Raw genomic sequence first — 21,304 nt, forward strand, 5'->3', positions numbered from 1 at the left:
GTCCCCAGTCCCCTTTAAAATTCAATTGCTGTCTCTACCTGTAAGGATGATTCGTTTATAGCGTGCATAAATCCTAAAATAGTAGACAAAAATTGAATTAAATATATTATTTATCAACCAATACGCTTGGATAAAGCCTATTTATAAAGTAAACCTTAAGTTGTAGGGTGTGTTACGGCTACGCAAGGATTTGGGAGTTTAAAAGAGTGAGGATTAGCCGTAACGCGCCACATTTATCAGTGCGTTAAGCGTTGCTATAAGGCACCCTAAAACTTAAAGTTTACTTTATAAATCATCTCTTATTATTCTTAATTACTAAAAACTTGATACCGCTTTGTAAATTGTCTTTTAAGCATTTTAAGCTTTTTGAGGACATATGCAGGCAGGAATCCAAACATCAAAGAAATCGGTTGATGCGAATATACTTGTATATTATAGTGTGGGCGTTTATCCATCTTCCAATTGTCATACCAAGGATAATCACTAATTAAATTAATCTCGTCAACTTTATCCTCATAAGCTGACTTAACTACTTGCTCAAAAAGTATAGTGCCAGGAGAAAATTTGGAATAACTCTCATCGTAAGCCAGCTTCCAAATAATGGTTGAACGCTTCAACTTAATCGCTAAATTGATCGCGATTGTCTTACCTTCAGCTTCAAGTAATTGCCATTCAAGCCAACCAGCTTCTGATAATCGACGTGTAAGATTTGTGTAAAATGATATATCTGTTGATGAACTTGCAATTAATTTTCCTCTATTTCTTTTCCAACTGGCAGCTTCCACTTCTATTAATTGAGGTAAATGTTTTTCAGTGGCGTCGCTTCCTTTGAGGAAAATAGTTTTCACGCCTTCTAGTTGATAAAGTTTCTTTCCCGACCTTTTGATAGTACTTTTTAAATTACCACTGAGGTTTTTTAGATATTCATCAAAACAGCCAGTTATTTTTAAGTGAGCTCCCATCATCCAATCAAGCTCTTTAATGAGGATAATATCTGACATCCCTTCTAAAGCAGCAATAGTCGGTGAATTATCCGGTAAACGGTTAAATACCATGCCCAGATGATGGGGACAAAATTGCCTCGCAGCATCAATAAGGACTGGAATAACTATATTTTCAAGCCTCAATGCGGCTACAATATCAAGCGAACATGATTGCGAAGACCTACGTGTAACTAAGAACGAAAAATTGAATCCAAAGAACCGCTGTGGAGTTACAATTAGCGGCAAAACACCTACTAGCTCCGAATCGTTATAAGCAAATACACAAAACCATGATTCGTCAACTTCTACATAGTGTTCAAAATATGATGATACCCATGCATAGGATGTCATTGGTAACTGTTGAGTAGATTCAAAAACAAGCTGATTCCAACTGTCTGCATGGAGCTTGAGTTCTTCAAGGTTTTCAGCAATCTGTATTTTTAATTTTTCCTTAGTTAATAATTTTGATTGTGTTAATGCTACCATAGTTATAAATCTCTAATTACCAAGTTTTCGTAAGCAATATTGTACATTAGAATACACTGAGTATTTAGTATAATCCATCGGGGATAATCAATTCGCGCTATAAACAAGTTTAAGCTGCATCAGTTAATCCCAAAGAAGGAACTAAAATTTGTCCATTGTAACTTGCTTGATTGTATTGTTCAAGGACATGAGTTGCAATACTTTTGCTCTGACCCGATCTAACCAAAGCTACACTTGCCCCCCCAAAGCCTGCACCCGTCAGTCTTGCACCAAACACCCCTTCTGTTTTCTGCAAAATCTCTACCAACCTATCTAGGGCTGGTACTGAAACTTCGTAATCATCTCGCAAGCTGGCGTGGGAAGCGTTCATCAATTCGCCAAAGCGCTCAGATGTTACTCCCTGCAATACTTCCAAGACGCGGTTATTTTCTGTAACTACATGACGGGCCCGACGCTGTAATGGTTCGGGTAATGCTTCTGTTACATGAACATCAGTAATATCTCGCAATGCTTTCACTTTGAGCGATCGCGCCGCCTCCTCACACTCAGCCCGACGCTGGTTATAACCGCTACTTGCAAGTGTGCGCGGTACACCGCTATCAATAACCAAAATCTCCGCGTTGTCAGGCAAAGGCATCACCAGGCGTTCTAAAGTCCGAGTATCTAAAAACAAGATATGTTCAGTATCAGCCAAACTAGAAGCCATCTGATCCATGATGCCGCATTGCACGCCAGCATATTGAATTTCTGCTTGCTGGGCAAATTGGGCGATTTCAACATCATCAATGGGAAGGTTCAGAAGTTGGCGTAATGCCCGAAGGGTTGCCACTTCCAAAGCTGCGCTGCTAGACAAACCCGAACCCATCGGAACTGACGATTTGACGTACACACAAAGTGATGGTATTGCGTAGCCTGCTTTTTGCAAAACTTCGATACAGCCAAAAATATAACTTGCAAATCCAGACGGCTGATCATTGATATCTAAAATGCTCACTTGCTCGTTTAAATTTTCCGAGTAAAAGTGATGTTGGCGTAGGCGTAGCCCGCCGCAGGCATCGTTACTAAAACCTAGCTGTACCGTCGTACTTTGAGGAATCGCAGTTGGAAGAACGAACCCATCGTTATAGTCAGTGTGTTCGCCCAGTAAATTTACTCTTCCTGGCGCACTGGCTTGAGTTTCAGGTGGTTTACCGAATACTTGTTGAAAATCCATAATTTTTAATTATATAAAGGTACAGGACGTAATCTTCCTTCTACCTCAAGATTAGGAAAATTTGGATCAAAAGTCAGATTTTCCAATTTTCCATCCTTGAGAATCACAAAAGTATCTTCAACCTTTGCCCCTGCTAAACTAGGGTTCCAAGCGACAGCAATACCTTCTGCCAAAGTATCAGTAGTGGTTGGATTTGCTACGATTTCTCGCGCTAAATATCCAGTGGTTCCTCCCTGGTGATGTTCCCGGATGGCATTGGGGAATCCATGCTGTTCATAAGCCTGAGCTAGCGCGTGATAAACTGCATCAAGAGTGGTTCCGGGTTGACACAAATTCAAAACTACTGCTTCTATTTCGCGCACATGGGAATGCAATTCGGCCTGTTCGTCTGAAAGCCCACCGAAACAAACAAATCTAGTCAGATTTGCATACAAACCGTAACCTCTAGCGCAAAACACCAGCATCGCTTGCCGTCCAATCTGTTCTCTTGTGGCTGTAGCATGACGGTATAGCGGTAAACGCCTCTCACCCGCTACCAGTGTCAGCGCTGGATGCAAGCCTTTCGCCCATAATGCCTCTGCACCCGCACCTGCTAACTGATATTCTGTCCAAGTTGGCTTGGCGGCTTTGAGTACCTCTGTCATTGCAACGCTGGCTTTTTGCCCGACTTGACGATATCGCTCTAATTCACTTGACATCATTACTCGTTTATGAGCTTGCAGAGATGGGGGTAATGGTTTTTCTAAATTGGAGATGGGGCGATCGCTAACTGCTTTTTTGCCACTAGTTACATCATGAACAAAAGCCTCACGGGCAGCACCATCAGCCCAAGGGTTCACATGCACCTTAAAATTAGCAGGCAGTTCTTCATCCTTAAGACGCTGCGCTTCAATTTCATCTGTCAATATCCAAGCATCTTCAGTAGTTATTAATACTTCTGCTACACCAGTTTCAGCAGTCAGTAGCACGGTGTTAGAAGCACCAGCAGTAGCCCAAGCAAACCAGTCTGTACCCCGCAAACGCACGCCTTGCACTTCGGTTTCACGCAAGGTTTGCCTGATTAACTCTAGCTTTTTGGAGACTTCTTCGTTCATAGGAAAAACACTGATAGATACAGATAATTATCAAATTTATCTACGTCTGTCTGCGTCTGTCTGAGGTTGGTATTCCAAATGGTACACTAGCGATTGCAATTACCGCCGGATTACGATTACTTAATAATCCTGATATGGCATAAAGCACCCTATTAACTAATCTATATCTAATTTTCTAACCAGTTCTCTAATTGTAAGTTAGGAATATTAGTAAAATCTTTGATGTTATTAGTCACAATAATATCATTGCGAGAACGAGCAACAGCAGCAATTAACGCATCTAATTCTCCAGTTGGTTTACCAATTTTTTTGAGTTCGCTTTGAATCTTGCCAAATTCAATAGCTGCTTCTAAATCAAATGGTTCTATGGGTAATAGGTCAGTAAACTGCTGCAAAATTTCCAGGTTATTGGACACCTGTTGAGAATAGTAAACGCCTTTATAAAGTTCCGCAACTATAATTGTTGATAGATAACATTGGCTAAAGTAGCGATTAAGTTTTTTCGCTGGGGGTTTTTTTTAAGAAGTGCAATGCAAATGTTAGTGTCTAACAGATACATTAGCCATTATCCTGATTATCAATTGAGTCTATGCTTCTACCTTGGTAAGTATGACGTTGTTGGTCAATTTCTACAAATATTTCTGTTAAATCTGGTTTATTTTTCCATACCCCAAATAATTTATTTAATTTAAATAATCTCTTTTCTTCTGTTAAATGTAGTTTTGGTTTGGGTATTTGCTTTTCAATAAATTTCAAGTCTATAATTATTTCTGTTCCATCAGGAATGTTATTTAGTTGCTCTAATATTTCTATATTTTGACCGCGTTTTATTCCTCTGATTTTCATGTTACTTTATCCTTTAATATATCATGGTTGGTTTGATGCTAACCCCATATCTTTGGTTTGCCTATTTTCCCTTTCTGCAAAATGGCACTAATATAACGGCAAACCTATTATTTATAAGACTTTTGAGTGTGGGATATCGGGTGTGGGGTGTAGCGATCAAGAAGTTTTTCAATATTTGCACGAGCATTCTATTTTTCTTGCTTTTTTCTTACACCCTACACCCTGCCCTGAGGATATTTCACCTTTTGTTAGTGCCATTTCCCTTTATGCAGAAATTGGCATTTGCAAATTGACACTCACTGCTTGTAGCTCCTTCGCTTTCTCCTCAGGTAAAGCATCATTGGCAAACATCCCTGCTGCAAGTTCAGTTCCCGCCAGATACTTTAGCCTTTCGCTTGTCCGATATGGTGGAAAAAACTCGGCGTGTAAATGCGCTTCGGGATGCGCTAAACCGTCAGTTGGCGCTTGGAACCAAGCCATCAAGTAAGGAAATGGGCGATTCCACAAGCCGTCATACTTGAGAGTGACAGTTTTTAATGCCTTAGCAAGTCCCCAACGTTGCTCGGGAGTAAGTTCCATAAAAGTGCCAACTGGCTCTTTAGGTGCAATCCAAACTTCATAGGGGTAACGAGCGCATACCGGCACAAATGCGATCGCATACTCATCTTGGTAAATAATCCGTTGATTGTCTGCAATCTCCTTCTGAATCAAGTCTTGCAGTAAACCCCGGTGATGTTCTTCATAATACTCCTGCTGCATTGACAGCATCCGCGCCGGAACAGGCGGTATAAAAGGATAGGCGTAAATTTGCCCATGAGGATGGTGCAATGTCACACCCACCTCTACACCTTTGTTTTCAAAAGGCAACACGTACTGAATTTGGGGATTTGCTCCCAATACGCGGGTGCGATCGCCCCACACTTCTAAGAGCAAATCAAGGTGTTCTAATTCCAGAGAACTAAGGGAAGCTTGGGCATTTTGAGTAAAAACCACCACTTCACAGGCCCCATTCGCAGGTAATGTTTCCACAATACACTCCGGCGGATCGTGTGCGCCTTGAGCCATTGAAGGAAAGCGATTATCAAACACCGCTACATCATATTTACCTTTAGGAAGTTCTGTAGGAAACTCCGGTTTTGTAGTGGGTGCGAGAGGATTATACTCCGCAGGTGGCATGAAAGTCCGCCCTTGACGGTGAGAAGCATAAGCAACCCATTCGCCGCGCAAAGGATGCCAGCGCAGGTGGGGATTTGCCTGCACTGGTTCATTACTCGGGCTAGTGGCTATGATATTCTCAGCAATCGGGTATCGACTGTATAAGGTCAGTGGGCGACCATCCGGCTTTAACAGCTTGTGGGAGTACATAATCCTTGTCCTGAAAGGGTCGCAGCGCGGATCGCCTCAATGGGAAATTTAGGTGTGCGATCGGCGTATAATAAACCGTTAGCTTCTTGGAAGGTATCGGTAAATTGGGTGTAGCAAAATCCGCTAAACAGCTCGACATCATTAATCGTTTCGAGCAGAGAAGCGTATTTCATTTCTAACTCGGAAATATTGGAGGAACGCTCATATCCCCAAGCTTTATCTGCATTGGGGTTATCAACAGGAGCATAGGCAATACCACCAAACTCAGTCAGCATGACTGGCTGTCCCTGATGCGGAAAGTTATCCAGTGTCAGGATGCGCCCTCCAGGACGCTTCCGGTCTAATAAATCCGATAGCTTCACTTCTGGCCCATAGCGATGAGCTAATCGTTGTGGGTGGGTGTCGTAGTCATGAATAGCAAGAATATCTGTATGTGTACTTTCCCAGCCATCGTTGGCAATCACTGGGCGGCCCGGATCGAGAGTTTTAGTTAAGTGATACATTGCCAAGACGTAGTTTCGGTGAGCCGCAGTCTCAACCAGATTCGGAACTCCCCAGGATTCATTAAACGTTACCCAAGCTACGATACAGGGGTGGCTGATATCCCGCCTAATCACCTCAGCCCACTCTCGCGTCGTGCGTTCCACTGCTTTAGGTGTGAAACGATATGCACTGGGCATCTCCTCCCATACTAACAACCCCAGCACATCTGCCCAATATAAAAATCGTGGGTCTTCAATTTTCTGGTGCTTACGGACTCCGTTAAAACCCATTGCTTTGGTGAGTTCGACATCGCGCCGCAATGCCCCATCGTCCGGTGCTGTCATTAGGGAATCGGGCCAGTAGCCTTGATCCAGAACTAAGCGCAAATAATAAGGACGACCATTGAGCATAAAGCGATCGCGCTGTATCCCCACAGTCCGCATTGCTGTATAGGATTTAACTTCATCCAATAGTTGATTTTCATGCCAAAGTTCAATGTGGGCATCCATTAGAGTTGGCTTTTCTGGACTCCACAGCAATTCATTGCGGTAGTCGTCGATACCTGGATCGGAAAGAGAGATGCGGCGGCCAATTTCTCCGTTAAACACTTCATAGGTATCGTTTGCCAGCACGGTATTGCCAATGCTCAGTTTTACCTTGATTTGGATACCATCAGGCGCATCACCTGCGATCGCAGCATAACAACCAACTTCCCACCGCTCGAAATCGGGACTCCACCGGATGTGATCGATGTAAGTTCTACCCACACGCTCAATCCAGACTGTTTGCCAAATACCACTGGTGCGAGGATACCAAATACCGTGCGGTTCCAATTGCCAATCCTGCTTTCCTCTAGGCTTGGCAAGGTCACAAGGATCATCCTGGGCCCAGACTGTTACTTTAGTTATGCCAGTATCATTCAAAACTGCGGTTAGATCCAGCGTGAAAGGAGTATGTCCCCCCTCATGCTCTACCATGTATTGACCATTAACCCATACACGGGCGCGATAGTCCACAGCCCCAAAGTGCAGTAATAATCTGCCGTCACCTTCAGGCGTTTCAAATTCTCGCTCATACCAGCAGTTTGGATGAAAACCTGTATCACCAATACCACTTTTGGTAGATTCGGGAGCGAAGGGAACTTGTATATGATGACTCCACGCCTGGATATCGCCTGGTTGAACACATCGCCCTTGATCGTCAAATGCGAACTTCCACAGACCGTTTAAACTTAGCCAGTGCGATCGCTGTAACTGTGGACGTGGATAGCCAGCTTCTGGGAAGCTAGAAACCCTTTGATTATCTGTATTGGAGGGTAATTCAACCTTACGCTTTTGTATATCCAACAACTTCATTAAAACCTCTTAATGTAACTACAATAGAACAAATTTTTTTGTGCCTTCGGTTTAGACTAAACTAGGCTATTTTGAGGCATTCCAGGAGTTTTTTCTTCTCCTTCCTCTGTAAGCAATATAACTTTATATTTGTACTTACATACCACTATTTTTCGCTTAATAATAGTAAACAGAAAATACATGAAGCGCCCTAGTATTGGGACTATAAAATTAGGTATAGACTGTTGGCTCGTGACATTATGGCACACATGTAATGGATATTTGCTAAGTCGGCAGGAAAAAAGTAGGTATTCTACATTTCAATTGCATATACTGGGCAGGCTTTCCGTCTCACCCCACAAGAGTTATGTTTAATTCGTTTATGCAAATTAACTGTATTGCACTATAATCCTGGAAGCTTTTTTAACTAATTCTGGGGTTTAAGTCAAGAGCAATTAACAAGACGTTGGGCAAACACTCAGTCAAGTCGCAGCAAGTTTTGTAGTGGGGTCTGTGTTGCAAAATCCAAATTGGAGGTTTCCTCCGCTCCGGTTTTGCACTAAATATTCGTTACATAACTTAATTATAAATTATTTTCATGCCTGATCGCAAAGTTGCAGCTAACCTTTAGCATCTTAGTATGAATTTCAGGCGGAAACTGCCATCTTAGCGGTAAAGGTAGCACTCTTTACTTTCAGTAGTTTTTTCACCTCTTACTACATTTATAATATCACAATTTGGGCAGTGAACTAGCTTAAGAACCATTGCTGTATTTCTGATTTAGCCCCTTACCTCACAACAGGAAAACCCTAGAAACTAATCAACAGGTTTGCGCTATCAACCACAAAATAAAGCCTTATCTACAAAGAGATTTGGATAATCGAAGTCTACAAAAACTAACAAGCCAATTATAGAAATAATGCGTTATTATCGACGAACAATTGCAAAAAGTGCTGTTGAGAGTCTGCTTTAAATTCGACTTTAACATGATGAATTGGCGAGGAAAAGAAAATGGTTCAAAGTATAGGCAAAGTAGCTAGCTATACAGCTACCGACCTCAACCGATTTGCCCAAGAACTGAATCGAGACGGAATTTGTGTGATTCGCGGTCTTTTTGATCACAAATTAATTGGCGAGTGGACAAAAGCTTTTGAAAACTTATTTCAAGAGCGCCAAAATCAACCAGGTGGGCTGGCTCCCCGTGAAATTGCCCGCTACTATCTAACGTTGCCTTGGGTTTCCCCCTTTGCCAACGTGGAAATTTTCGCCAATCCGGTGATTATGGGTGTCCTTGAGCGAGTATTTTCTCAGGAATATATGATGGTTCAGTTGGGAGTTGATCTCCCAGTACAAGGTTCGGATTATCAAGAAATACACCGGGACTATCGCCCTCTGTTTTCTGACCAAATAGTAACACCACTTTACGCCCTAGCAGTCAACTTTCCCCTTGTGGAAGTAACGGCAGATAACGGCCCGTTCCAGATGGCGCGTGGTACGCATATCTTGCCGCGTGAAGAGGGACTAAGGAAAATTGCCAGTGGTGAAATTCCGATGGAATCTTTCTATATGCAGCCAGGGGATGCGATGATTCGGACACCATTGGCGCTGCACCGGGGTTCACCAAATCGGACTAATCAGCCAAGACCAATGGTAGTTATGGGCTATGCTATGCATTGGTTGCACACGCCGAAGGTGGATTTGACTCTCCAACAAGATTATTATGAGAGCCTACCAGAGAATTTAAGGCAGATGCTCCGGTGTCAGGTGGTGGAACAGTTGCCAAAGGAGAAGGTTGAAACTTACGTGAATTTCAAGTACTAATAAGCTATTGCACATTGACAGCTATTTTCAGGTAAATAGATTACGTCCTACAGGCATACTATTGCTGTGCCCCTACGACAGATATGGTTTTTCAAACTATCTATATTTTGTCTTTCCTATGAATGCGTAAGTCCTAGAGCTTTCGCATTTTTGTAGAGGAGTTTAGAATCATTCATACTCAAATTCAGTAATCCTGGAAAATTCAAGAGTCCGAACCAGCATAAAGATAGTTGTTTTTACGATCGCACTTCCTAAAGAATTGAGTTAACACGCTATAGCGAGTGCCGAGATGTTAACTTATACCAATCCAGTCTACAAAGGCTATTTTGCCGATCCTTTTGTTTGGGAATTTGAGGGTGTATACTATGCGATCGGCACTGGTGCAGCTGAAGCAGAAGGAATGGTAGACGAAATAGCGGATTCTTCTAACAAACTGCGTGTCTTTCCTTTATTACGCTCTCTCGATTTCATCAATTGGGATTTTGTTGGTAACGCACTGTTACGGCCAGACCCCTCCCTTGGCGATAATTTTTGGGCCCCGGAAGTTGCTTATTGCAACGGCAAGTTCTACCTCTACTACTCTGTAGGACACGAGGACAAGAATCATCAGTTGCGTGTTGCCACGAGCGATACTCCCTTGGGCCCCTATAAAGATGTTGGTGAGCCACTTGTAGACCCGGAATCTTGCTCCTTCGCCATCGACCCCCACCCATTCCGTGATGATGATGGTCAGTGGTATTTATTTTATGCTCGTGATTTTTTAGACACTGAGGGCGGCGTGCGTGTTGGCACTGCCCTCTTTGTAGACCGACTCCAAGATATGACGAAACTCTGCGGTGTCGGGAAAGTCGTCTTACGGGCGCGTTCCGATTGGCAACGATTTTTAGCCAACCGATTGATGTATGGTGAACATTTTGATTGGCATACCTTAGAAGGCCCCTGTGTCCGTAAACATGGAGGTCGATATTATTGCTTTTATAGTGGTGGGCGCTGGGAAACTGAGGACTACGGTGTAGATTATGGAGTTGCGGATCATGTGATGGGGCCTTACTCTGATTTCGGTAACGAAACGGGGCCACGGGTGCTGCGTTCGCCCCTGGCGTTGGCGGAGCCATCGCTTGCCGATCGTGTCAAAGGGCCTGGACACAACTCAATCGTTGTGGGCCCCGATGGTCAGACTGAGTACATTGTCTACCATGCCTGGGCGGCGAACATGGATGCGCGGCGAATGTGCTTGGATAAACTCATTTGGACGCAATATGGCCCATATTGCCAAGGCCCCACCTGGACACCACAGGCGATCGCCTGCAAATCAATTTGATTTCCAAGGATTAATACCAATTCACGAAAACCTTGATACATATAGATTTATCGTAGGGGCATAGCATTGCCATGCCCTTACTAGCGTATTTGTATCAGAGGTTTTATATTTAATTTGACCCACTTACTTAGATATAGATTTTAATGTCTTTAATGCGTGAATTTTGAATTGTTAATGTCCTATTAGTTGAAGGATAAATATAGTGGAAGCCTTGCCTAAACTAGCTTGATATCATAATTATATTAATAATTTTTGGACTGGACATCATCAGATATTTCTGAACAGTAACTATAAAACATCTCTAGTAGATACTTAAGTAAGCTCCCGTATTTATATTTTTAATCTCCTTTCTTCTCATCTTTACTTACAAAAATAACGTCGATATACGCCAAAAGGCTTATATCTAATTATATATTTAGCTAAATTGGACATATAATTAAGTATGATTAACGTTATAATTTTAATACTTAAGAATAATAGATAAGTTTTTAATTCCTATATCTAGATAGATGAATATGTAATTAAAAAAAGTGAATAAATAAGATTAATTCTTACGAAAAAGAAAACTTGTTAGTCCAACATTCTGCAAGTTGAGTTAATAATCTATGTCAAGCAATAAAGTGCAAGTACAAAACAACGGTGTAAGTCATATTGTGTCACCAACACTAAATGAAGCAAAATTATCCGAAACAGTGAAATCGCAATCGCTAGGGACATCAAGAAATTTATCCTCATTCAACAAAAACTCTCGGTCAACAAAAGCTTTTACCGATACGCCTGATATAGTTTGCTTATCTCATTTGCGCTGGAATTTTGTTTATCAAAGACCACAACATCTTCTGAGTCGCTGCGCTCAAAAAAAGAGAGTTTTCTTTATTGAAGAGCCAATTTTTAGCCGGGAACCATTGGGGCGATTGGACGTTAGTGAAGACAAAAGTGGAGTGATAGTTGTTGTTCCATATTTACCCGAAGGTTTAAGTGAAGAAGCAGTAAACGCAGATATAAAAGTACTGCTTGATGGGTTATTTGCAGAACATAATATCTCTAAGTACATTTGTTGGTACTATACACCAATGGCGATCGCATGGACAAGCCACTTAGAAGCTGAAGCTGTGATCTACGATTGCATGGATGAATTGTCTGCCTTTAAGGGAGCATCCCCTACTTTAAAAAACTACGAAGCAGAACTATTTCGTCGGGCAAACCTAGTATTTACAGGGGGACAAAGCCTTTACGAAAGTAAAGTAAACCAGCATCCAAACGTTTATGCATTTCCCAGTAGTGTAGATGTAGCCCACTTTGGACAAGGAAGAACCCTTAAAGAAGAACCAGCAGACCAAGCAAATATTCCTCATCCCCGCCTTGGCTTCTTTGGTGTAATTGATGAGCGGATGGATATTGAATTACTAGCTGGGATTGCCGAGGCTCGCCCTGATTGGCATTTAGTCATAATTGGGCCAGTTGTGAAAATTGACCCAGCAGTTCTGCCACAGCATGAAAATATTCATTATCTCGGTGGTAAAGACTATAAAGACTTGCCTGCATATCTGGCGGGTTGGGATTTGGCGATGTTACCGTTTGCGCGAAACGAGTCAACACGCTTTATTAGCCCGACTAAAACACCAGAGTATTTAGCCGCAGGTAAACCCGTAGTCTCTACCTCGATTCGAGATGTGATGCGCCCTTATGGAGACTTGAAGCTAGTACGAATTGCAGACACGACTGAAGAGTTTGTCGCCGCCGCAGAACAGGCATTGCAAGAAGATACCCCAGCATCAGCATGGTTGAGTCGCGTAGATGCTGTTTTAGAGCAGACTTCTTGGGATCGGACTTGGGGATCGATGATGCAGTTGATAGATTCTGCGATCGCTGCCACGCAGGATACTACAGTTACTACAGTTAATGGTAAAAGTGGGAAATCTCCCATTTCAATAGATACCCTAGAAGCACCAAGCATTATTACCAGAGACTTTATATTTGATTATTTAGTTGTTGGTGCAGGCTTCTCTGGTAGCGTTATCGCTGAACGCTTGGCGAGAAATTCCGGTAAAAAAGTATTGGTTGTAGACAAGCGCAACCACATCGGTGGCAATGCTTACGACCATTACGACGACCACGGGATTCTCGTACATAAATACGGCCCCCATATCTTTCATACCAGTTCTTGCGAAGTATTTGAATATCTCTCCCATTTCACTCCCTGGCGTTCTTATGAGCATCACGTTCTAGCTAGCGTAGATGGGCAACTCGTTCCCATCCCCATTAATCTTGACACCATTAATAAACTTTATGGAATGAACCTCAATTCATTCCAGGCGGAAGAGTTTTTTCAGTCGGTTGCAGAACCGAGAGAACACATCCGTACTTCTGAAGATGTAGTAATTAGTAAAGTTGGTCAAGTACTTTACGAAAAGTTCTTCAAAAACTACACTCGCAAACAATGGGGACTCGATCCTTCAGAACTTGACAAAACAGTAATTGCCCGAATTCCAACTCGTACCAACCGCGACAGCCGATATTTCACAGATAGTTACCAAGCAATGCCCCTGTACGGCTTTACCCGGATGTTTGACAATATGTTAAATCATCCGAACATTAAGGTAATGCTCAACACCGATTACCGCGAAATCGAGAAAGCCATACCTTGCCGCGAGATGATTTACACTGGGCCAGTGGACGAGTTTTTTGATTGTCGCTACGGGAAACTACCCTATCGCTCACTGGATTTCAAACATGAGACGCATCACACCCCTGTGTTTCAGTCAGCGCCAGTAATTAACTATCCCAACGAACAACTGTATACCCGTATTACCGAATTTAAGTACCTAACCGGACAGGAACACTCCAAAACTAGTATTGTTTATGAGTTTCCCAAGGCAGAGGGCGACCCCTATTATCCAGTGCCACGTCCTGAAAACCAGGAAATTTACAAACAATACAAAGCACTGGCTGAAACAACATCAGGTGTGCATTTTGTGGGGCGGCTAGCTACATACAAGTATCTCAACATGGATCATTGTGTGGCACAGGCTTTGGCAACATACAAACAAATAGCGGTTAAGGCTTGAGTTTATTGATGTTGCTTATCGGCAGGTACTGCCCAGCCTACGATTTTTTAAAGTAGAGACGCGATGAATTGCGTCTCTATAGAAGTTAGCTTGGCAATTTTATATAACTGGCAGATGATTTAGTGGTTACTAAAAAAGTGTTGAGCCAGAGTATTCCACTAATTGATTTTGAATTCTGCATTTTTCTTGATGCTTTTGTGGTCAACGAGCCGCAAATGGTAGATGTTATATCTGCGTTATCAAAATGCAAAAATGAATTGCCCCTACCTGAAAAAAAGGTTTCGGCTATTGTTTGCGTAAGTCCTGAGAAAGGTAATAGAAGCTATGGTTGTGTAAATTATGACTTTTGTCTCTAACTTGAGTAAAGACGTGATGAATAACGTCTTTAGAGAGAATAATTCACAACTCCCCTTGGAAGTGTGGGCTGGTGTAGAGTGTACAGTTAATCGTGTGGGTGAAGAGTATCTTGACCAGTTGGAACGCAACGGTCATGCAACGCGTTTAAATGATTTAGATTTGTTTGCAGAACTAGGGATAAAAGCTATCCGCTACCCTGTACTGTGGGAGAGGATAGCACCTGATGGATTAGAAAATGCTGATTGGTCGTGGGCAGATGAAAGACTGGGGCGCTTGCGCCAACTCGGCATCCGTCCGATTGTGGGATTAGTGCATCATGGTAGTGGCCCACGTGATACGAGTTTGGTAGACCCAGAATTTCCAGAGAAACTAGCTGCATTCGCCCGTGCGGTTGCCGAACGCTATCCTTGGGTTACACATTACACACCTATAAACGAGCCACTGACAACGGCGCGATTCAGTGGAATGTATGGTCACTGGTATCCTCACGGGCGGGATGATTTAACTTTCGCCCGTGCTTTGTTAGGAGAGTGTCGCGGAGTAGCCTTGGCAATGAAGGCAATCCGGGAAATCAACGCCAGCGCCCAACTAGTCCAAACCGAGGATTTAGGTAAGATTTACAGTACACCTAAGCTAGAATATCAAGCAGAATTTGAGAACGAACGTCGCTGGTTGAGCTTTGATTTATTGTGTGGTCGAATCAACCCAACTCATTCAATGTGGGGTTACTTGCGTAGCTGTGGTATCAGCGAGGCTGAACTTGAGGGATTTTTGCAAAATACCTGTCCCCCTGACATCATCGGCATTAACCATTATTTAACCAGCGAACGCTTTTTGGATGAACACATAGAAAACTATCCAGCTTGGACGCATGGCGGTAATGGACGAGATAAGTATGCGGATTTAGAGGCAGTGAGAGTTTGTGCTGAGGGTTTGGCAGGCCCGCACACATTGCTACTAGAGGCATGGGAACGCTATCATCTGCCTCTTGCTGTCAGCGAAGCTCATATCAGCTGCACCCGTGAGGAGCAGCTACGCTGGTTTTATGAGGTGTGGAATGCGGCGCAGGAATTACAAGCTGAGGGTGTCGATATCCGTGCTGTCACTGCTTGGGCACTGCTTGGCAGTTACGATTGGAATAGTTTAGTCACAAAATCTCACGGCTACTATGAGCCAGGAATATTTGATTTACGATCGCCACATCCTCGACCAACAGCGATCGCTAAAATGGTGCAGGATCTAGCAAATGGGCATAAACCAGATCACCCGCTACTTGATACCCCAGGCTGGTGGCATCGACAAGAGCGCCTATTATACCCTGGACTAAGTTGCAGTGGGGAAAGCAGAGCAAGGAAAACTCAAGCAACATCCCCATCAGCTCCTTTGGCGATCGTCGGTGCAAGAGGAACTCTCGGAAAGGCTTTTGCTCGGTTGTGCGAAGTGCGCGGAATTTCATATCACCTGCTGACGCGTCAAGAGATGGATATTACCGATCCTGCCTCAGTGGATGCAACGCTTACCCACTTGAAGCCGTGGGCGGTTGTGAACGCTGCCGGATACGTGCGGGTGGACGATGCTGAACGTGAACCTGATCTTTGCTTACAGGTGAACGCTGAAGGCCCAGCGATTTTAGCTGCTGCTTGCGCTCAACATAACGTACCACTATTAACTTTCTCATCAGATTTGGTATTTGACGGTGCTGTGTCTAATCCTTATGTCGAAACTGATACCGTTGGCCCTCTCAATGTATATGGGTGCAGCAAAGTTTTGGCAGAAAAGCTGGTATTGCAGGCTTATCCTGCATCGCTGGTGATTCGCACCAGTGCATTTTTTGGCCCGTGGGATGAGTATAATTTTGTCACGATCGCTCTGCGTCAGCTTAGTGCTGGTAATAATTTCGTTGCCGCAGAGGATGGAATTGTTTCACCTACTTATGTACCAGATTTAGTTCATGCCAGCCTAGATTTATTAATTGACGGCGAGTATGGGCTGTGGCATTTGGCGAATAAGAGTGCGATCGCCTGGGCTGATTTAGCACGGTTAGCGGCTAAACAAGCTGGAGTCAGTGTCACCAATTTGATTTCTTTGCCTACAGAACAGCTTGGTTTTACTGCTCTCCGCCCAACTTACAGCGTTCTTGGTAGTAGCCGAGGTGAATTTATGCCATCGCTTGACAGTGCAATTTCTCGCTACTTAGAAGAAAGAATTTAGTAGTCTATGTCATTAATTTTGTAGTAAGCACACTTTGTGCTTCTTTGAAAACTAAATTCCTCAGATAGAGGCAATGCTTGCTGCCTCAGTTAAGGGACTTCCAACTAAAAAAATATCCCATCGCTGGGTAGGTAGGGGAGCAGGGAGCTCAAAGCTTGGGGAAGACAACAAAATATTATCTGAGTAAATTGGATAATTTATTTTCTGGAAGTCCCTAAGAAATTTATCTTTTCTTCTACCTGCGCTCTTTATGGAGTTTTTTTCACGCAATCAAATATGAGTCCTATAAAGACAAAAGATTTTGCTCTGCCATCCTAAATAAACCTGTAGGATTCTTAAATTCACTACAAGGGCAGTCTAGTACTAATAAAAAATTGACAAGTTTATCAAAGGATTATTCATTGCAACTGCACTTTAAATCTTGTAACCTGTAATGCCGTAGGGTCAGTTTAGATTATTTTTTTAGTTTCAAAATCTTTAGGTTCTCTCCTCTAGAGAACAATTTACATAATTGACCCAAATTGAAAGACTTTTGTAAAAGTAGCATATTTCCGAAAATTGAATATTCGACTTGTTATCAAAATAAATAGTTTTTGAGGTTAGAAGTTTGAAATGATACTACGTTCACTTCAGGTGTGGCTAGTTCCATTGGTTCTCACTTTCACTAGCATTTGTTCAGATGCAATCAGAGCTACAGCACAAACCATATATCCATTTACTGGCAACTATCGCACAACAGTTAACATTGAGCCAATCTCAGGCAATGTTTCACAGGTATCTGAGGTAGGTTTGAGTGATGATGCCCCGTATGATTTAGGACTATATAAGGGTTTAACATACTCCGTGCTTGATGCCAATGGAAATCTGACTTTTAATAACAATCCAGAGGTATTCGGCGTCCAAGGTTTCCCACAGGGATACATTGTATTTGGTAGTAATACTAACAAGTTATTTGGAACAAGTGATGCTAGTGCTTCAGTGAATTTTGACAATCTAACTGCGAAAGGCTCTGGCGTCGTAAATATCACCGATGGTGAAGGCATATTCAAAAATGCTACAAGCACACTATTATTCTCTGAAAAAGACATAGTTAATCTGGGATCAACTATTACTTTGACGGGTCAGGCTTTAGTAAGCGGTTCTATCGAAGTTCCTCAAGAAGTTCTAGAACCAACAACTGTGACGCCACTGATTAGCATAGGTTTGATTGGAGCCAGTTTTATCGTGCGTCGGCGCTACCGTCGATTGGCTGGATGAACCGTGGCGTAATAAATGCAATAATTATGGCGAGACGATTGGCATAAAATTTTACCCCTTATAACTTTTCAAACATCGTCTAAGGCTTAAGACTTCATTCTTTAGGTACTTGTAAGCTAGTGGTAAAACTTGTTTAAATTGAAAAATGGCTCAAAGTAAGCAACAGTTAGTATTAGTTAATGACCGTAATCGAGTTTCCAAATTTACCTAATGCACAGCAGTCCCAAAAAAGTACACTGCCCCATTTAGGGCTAGTTTGCATCACCTCTGACAAACAAGTGCGCTTTCGGACAATGACGCGCACCCGATACTTAAAACTTTCCCTTAGCGATCGCCAAAGTGCCCTAACTGAATTGTATCGGCATAACTTGCAGCGCTTGCATGACGCTCTCTCCTTTTGTGAGCAGAATCAAATTCAGCTTTATCGGATGTCATCTGCAATATTTCCCCTCAGTGACTTAGAAGACGAAATCGGCGCAAATATATTAGAGACAATCAGCGCTGATTTAGCAACAATCGGTCAACGAGCAAATGCATTGAGCATAAGAATGGTGTTGCATCCAGATCAATATGTAGTGCTGAGTTCTGATTCTCCCGAAGTGGTACAGGCAAGTATTAATAATCTAGCAGGACATGCACGTATACTTGACTTACTAGGCTTACCGCGATCGCCTTGGTCATTGATGAATATTCATGGTGGCAAATCTCAACGTCCTGAACAACTAGTAAAAGTAATTTCCGAATTACCAGAAAACATCAAAAACCGCTTGACTCTAGAAAACGATGAATACGCCTATAGCGCCGACGAAATTTTAGCAGTATGTCAGCAAGCTGGTGTAGCAATGGTATTTGATGCCCATCACCATATTTGCCACGAAAACTTAGATAGCTACGATCATCCGAGTGTAGCATCCATGTTTTACGCAGCGCGAGAAACTTGGACAAATCCAGATTGGCAATTAGTCCATATTTCCAATGGTGAGCAAGCTTTCAACGACAGGAAACACAGCAACTTGATTACCGATATGCCCAACGTTTACTACCAAGCACCGTGGATCGAAGTCGAAGCCAAACAAAAAGATGAAGCGATCGCACTTTTGCGTTCTTCCTGGCTAATGAAAAATAATTGTACGTAAATTAACATAATGCCCTAGCTATAGCAATCCGATTTGATTCGGTGAATTACTCGTAGAGACTGGGGACTCAATACTAGGAACAAGGAATAAAGGTGTACTGAGTTTTTTTCACGCAATCAAATATGAGTCCTATATAGGAATCCGATTTGATTTATGAAAAAATTTAAGTATATGTAGGGTGTGTTATCGCCAAGAGTACGGCACCAAACTATCTGATGGTGCGTTAGCCAGAGGCTAACGCACCCTACGTGTATTTCACGCAATCAAAGATGAGTCCTATAGTAGAGGCTATTTAGTTTAGTGAATCATCTTTGGTCTACAAGGGGCTATCGCTTTTCTTACCCACCACTGTGTGAAATTAAGTCTCAAGATAGTGTGTACCTGATCACAAAAGAACTTAAGCTTGGCGTATAAGTTTGGGGAAATAATGATGAATAAGGAAACAGTTCCTAGTCAAGCTGAAAAGTCTAGTCCAGAAGGCGATCCATCGCAACTAGATCCAGAAGTGCTGGACAAAATCAAACACCCTGCGAGAATAGATGATGTCATTCGGGAGCAATCACCAGAAGAACGTAAAAGTAACCCAGCTTTAACACCGGAAATGATTGATGATCCAACTGATGATTGATTGGGTTTGCGAAAGAGTAATCGAAATGCTCTGATTCCCGACTTCTCTAAGAAGTCGGGAATTTTGTTAGTAATCTGTTACTACCCAAGATTATGCAGTTCTTGCTGATAACAATGGATGCCCCATTTTACCTTGATATGTGGGTGCAGTAATCATTGCTGAATTGTCTTGGTGTGCTAGCAATAATCTCTGATAAATCTCTAATTTTCTGGGTTGATCAACTGCTGAAATCGCTAATATTTCAAAGTTTGGGGGAATATGTTGTAACCCTGTTAGCAGGGCTGACTTTCCACATCCCGTGAAAAGTCAGAACACTCATTATGGGTATTCAAGATTATTTTTTAGAATACTCTACAATTTTTACCAAAATAGTTGGAAAGCAGTAGCGATCGCTACAATTTGCAGGCTTAATAATGTGATATTTGTAACCTCGCAGTAGTATCGACTTTAGTACAAAAAGTTATGAAAAAGTATTTATTTGCCATATCACTGATTACTGGTATGTTAGGTGTCACGCTGCCTAGTCAGGTTTGGGCTGTTTCCTTGTATAATGCTGGCGGTTTGAAGGCTGCCTTTGGGAAAATTTCCAAGAACTTTACCGTCAAATATGGCATTCCAATCACACAAGTATCTGGTCCTTGTGGTTTACTACGAGAACGTATAGAGCAAGAACTTTCATCAAAAAAAGCATCCGCAGATGTTTATGCTAGTGCAAGTACTCGCAATCCTCAGAAACTATTTAATCAAGGTTTGAGCGGTCGGGTGATAAAGTTCAGTCAAACGCGTATGGTAGCTCTTGTAAGACCAGGGTTAAAAGTAACAACAGATAAATTGTTGGATTTGTTGTTAGACCCTAATATAAAGTTAGCAACCTCAACACCCATTAAAGACTCTTCTGGGGACTACGCTCAAGAGATATTTCAACAGGCTGACAGTATCAAACCAGGTAGCTTTAAGATTTTAAATGGTAAAGCTTTACGTCTGGTGGGTGGCGCTCCCACATCCATTACACCTCCTAATAATGTAGATACCTTTAAATATATTCTCAAAGATGACAAGCTAGCAGATGTAGCTATAGTGTATTACACAACTGCTTTGGCATCAGTGGCAGCTGCATCTGACCTGCAAATTGTAGAATTACCAGATAAATTGGCAAAGAATGTAACGTTGAGTTTAACTGTCGTTAAAGGTGCAAATCCAGAGGCAGAGAAATTAGCACAGTATATCCTCTCACGAGAAGGGGAACAAGTCTTATTAAAGTATGGGTTTTCAAGTCTACAAAAATCTACATCTTTGCCTGAACCGCAAAAAGCTACCCATAAGGTAGTACAACAAAGCAAGTTCGATATAGTCAGGCAACACTAACACTGGCTTTTTTACAGCTATTTATCAGTCAATCAAGGGCTGGATGATGAGTTTAATTACTTATAGCAATCTGATTTGATTCCTGAATTACTCGTAGAGACTGGGGACTGGGGACTGGGGACTGGGGACACTTCGACTGCGCTCAGTGCATCGCTGGGGACTGGGAAGAAGGAATAAAGGTGTACTGAGTTTTTTTCACGCAATCAAATCGGAGTCGTATATACCCATTTATCTGTATCTGTCAGTTGTTTCAGGATGAACGCCGAAATAACAAATGCAGTCGCCGAAATAACAAATGTGTACGCCGAAATAACAAATGCGTACGCCGAAATAACA

Annotated in this window: 15 protein-coding genes and 1 pseudogene; 8 read left to right on the forward strand and 8 right to left on the reverse strand. The window is 42.4% G+C overall.

Annotation, left to right across the window (positions count from 1 at the left end; all coding sequences use genetic code 11):
* Positions 1 to 308: 308 nt before the first annotated feature.
* The 7 genes and pseudogenes from ACFFAP_RS20640 to ACFFAP_RS20670 all read right to left on the reverse strand — a co-directional run bounded on the left by ACFFAP_RS20640 (position 309) and on the right by ACFFAP_RS20670 (position 7,825).
* Positions 309 to 1,469 carry a GNAT family N-acetyltransferase gene (locus tag ACFFAP_RS20640; RefSeq protein WP_375512960.1) on the reverse strand — a complete coding sequence of 387 codons (1,161 nt, stop codon included), beginning with the start codon at positions 1,467 to 1,469 and terminating at the stop codon, positions 309 to 311.
* 109 nt (positions 1,470 to 1,578) lie between these two features.
* Positions 1,579 to 2,682, reverse strand: a complete 1,104-nt coding sequence (galK, locus tag ACFFAP_RS20645; protein ID WP_375512961.1) for a galactokinase — start codon at positions 2,680 to 2,682, stop codon at positions 1,579 to 1,581.
* A gap of 5 nt (positions 2,683 to 2,687) precedes the next feature.
* Positions 2,688 to 3,776, reverse strand: a complete 1,089-nt coding sequence (locus ACFFAP_RS20650) for a M24 family metallopeptidase (RefSeq protein WP_375512962.1) — start codon at positions 3,774 to 3,776, stop codon at positions 2,688 to 2,690.
* Between the two features lie 167 nt (positions 3,777 to 3,943).
* Positions 3,944 to 4,335 (reverse strand): annotated as a pseudogene (locus tag ACFFAP_RS20655) (type II toxin-antitoxin system VapC family toxin).
* Positions 4,335 to 4,622, reverse strand: a complete 288-nt coding sequence (locus ACFFAP_RS20660; protein WP_375512963.1) for a hypothetical protein — start codon at positions 4,620 to 4,622, stop codon at positions 4,335 to 4,337. Before ACFFAP_RS20660 ends, ACFFAP_RS20655 begins: the two are co-directional and overlap by 1 nt.
* 264 nt (positions 4,623 to 4,886) lie before the next feature.
* Positions 4,887 to 5,987 carry a galactose-1-phosphate uridylyltransferase gene (gene galT, locus ACFFAP_RS20665; protein ID WP_375512964.1) on the reverse strand — a complete coding sequence of 367 codons (1,101 nt, stop codon included), beginning with the start codon at positions 5,985 to 5,987 and terminating at the stop codon, positions 4,887 to 4,889.
* Entirely contained in the window at positions 5,966 to 7,825 is a 1,860-nt protein-coding gene (locus ACFFAP_RS20670; RefSeq protein WP_375512965.1) for a glycoside hydrolase family 2 protein, read from the reverse strand. Before ACFFAP_RS20670 ends, galT begins: the two co-directional genes overlap by 22 nt.
* Positions 7,826 to 8,815: 990 nt before the next feature.
* On the opposite strand from ACFFAP_RS20670, the gene ACFFAP_RS20675 reads away from it, so the two are divergent.
* The 7 genes from ACFFAP_RS20675 to ACFFAP_RS20705 all read left to right on the forward strand — a co-directional run bounded on the left by ACFFAP_RS20675 (position 8,816) and on the right by ACFFAP_RS20705 (position 19,603).
* Positions 8,816 to 9,625, forward strand: a complete 810-nt coding sequence (locus tag ACFFAP_RS20675; protein WP_375512966.1) for a phytanoyl-CoA dioxygenase family protein — start codon at positions 8,816 to 8,818, stop codon at positions 9,623 to 9,625.
* 289 nt (positions 9,626 to 9,914) lie between these two features.
* On the forward strand, positions 9,915 to 10,946 hold the full coding sequence (locus ACFFAP_RS20680; protein ID WP_375512967.1) for a glycoside hydrolase family 43 protein: 1,032 nt from the start codon (positions 9,915 to 9,917) through the stop codon (positions 10,944 to 10,946).
* A gap of 605 nt (positions 10,947 to 11,551) precedes the next feature.
* Complete coding sequence (gene glf, locus ACFFAP_RS20685) at positions 11,552 to 14,014, forward strand: UDP-galactopyranose mutase (protein ID WP_375512968.1); 2,463 nt, start codon at positions 11,552 to 11,554, stop codon at positions 14,012 to 14,014.
* A gap of 339 nt (positions 14,015 to 14,353) precedes the next feature.
* Positions 14,354 to 16,582 (forward strand): family 1 glycosylhydrolase, encoded by a 2,229-nt coding sequence (locus ACFFAP_RS20690; protein WP_375512969.1) that lies wholly within the window; start codon positions 14,354 to 14,356, stop codon positions 16,580 to 16,582.
* 612 nt (positions 16,583 to 17,194) lie between these two features.
* On the forward strand, positions 17,195 to 17,839 hold the full coding sequence (locus ACFFAP_RS20695) for a hypothetical protein (protein ID WP_375512970.1): 645 nt from the start codon (positions 17,195 to 17,197) through the stop codon (positions 17,837 to 17,839).
* Positions 17,840 to 18,018: 179 nt separating this feature from the next.
* Positions 18,019 to 18,975: a UV DNA damage repair endonuclease UvsE gene (gene uvsE / locus ACFFAP_RS20700; protein WP_375512971.1), complete on the forward strand. Its 957-nt coding sequence runs from the start codon at positions 18,019 to 18,021 to the stop codon at positions 18,973 to 18,975.
* A 427-nt stretch (positions 18,976 to 19,402) separates the two neighbouring features.
* Positions 19,403 to 19,603, forward strand: coding sequence for a hypothetical protein (locus ACFFAP_RS20705; RefSeq protein WP_375512972.1), 201 nt, complete (start codon positions 19,403 to 19,405; stop codon positions 19,601 to 19,603).
* A gap of 90 nt (positions 19,604 to 19,693) precedes the next feature.
* On the opposite strand, the gene ACFFAP_RS20710 is transcribed toward ACFFAP_RS20705, so the two are convergent.
* Positions 19,694 to 19,882 carry an NTP transferase domain-containing protein gene (locus ACFFAP_RS20710; protein ID WP_375512974.1) on the reverse strand — a complete coding sequence of 63 codons (189 nt, stop codon included), beginning with the start codon at positions 19,880 to 19,882 and terminating at the stop codon, positions 19,694 to 19,696.
* 183 nt (positions 19,883 to 20,065) lie between these two features.
* On the opposite strand from ACFFAP_RS20710, the gene ACFFAP_RS20715 reads away from it, so the two are divergent.
* The gene (locus ACFFAP_RS20715; RefSeq protein WP_375512973.1) at positions 20,066 to 20,968 is read left to right on the forward strand and encodes a substrate-binding domain-containing protein; all 903 of its coding nucleotides are present in this window, start codon (positions 20,066 to 20,068) and stop codon (positions 20,966 to 20,968) included.
* Positions 20,969 to 21,304: the final 336 nt, after the last annotated feature.

The sequence above is a fragment of the uncultured Nostoc sp. genome, assembly GCF_964245575.1.
Lineage (GTDB): Bacteria > Cyanobacteriota > Cyanobacteriia > Cyanobacteriales > Nostocaceae > Nostoc.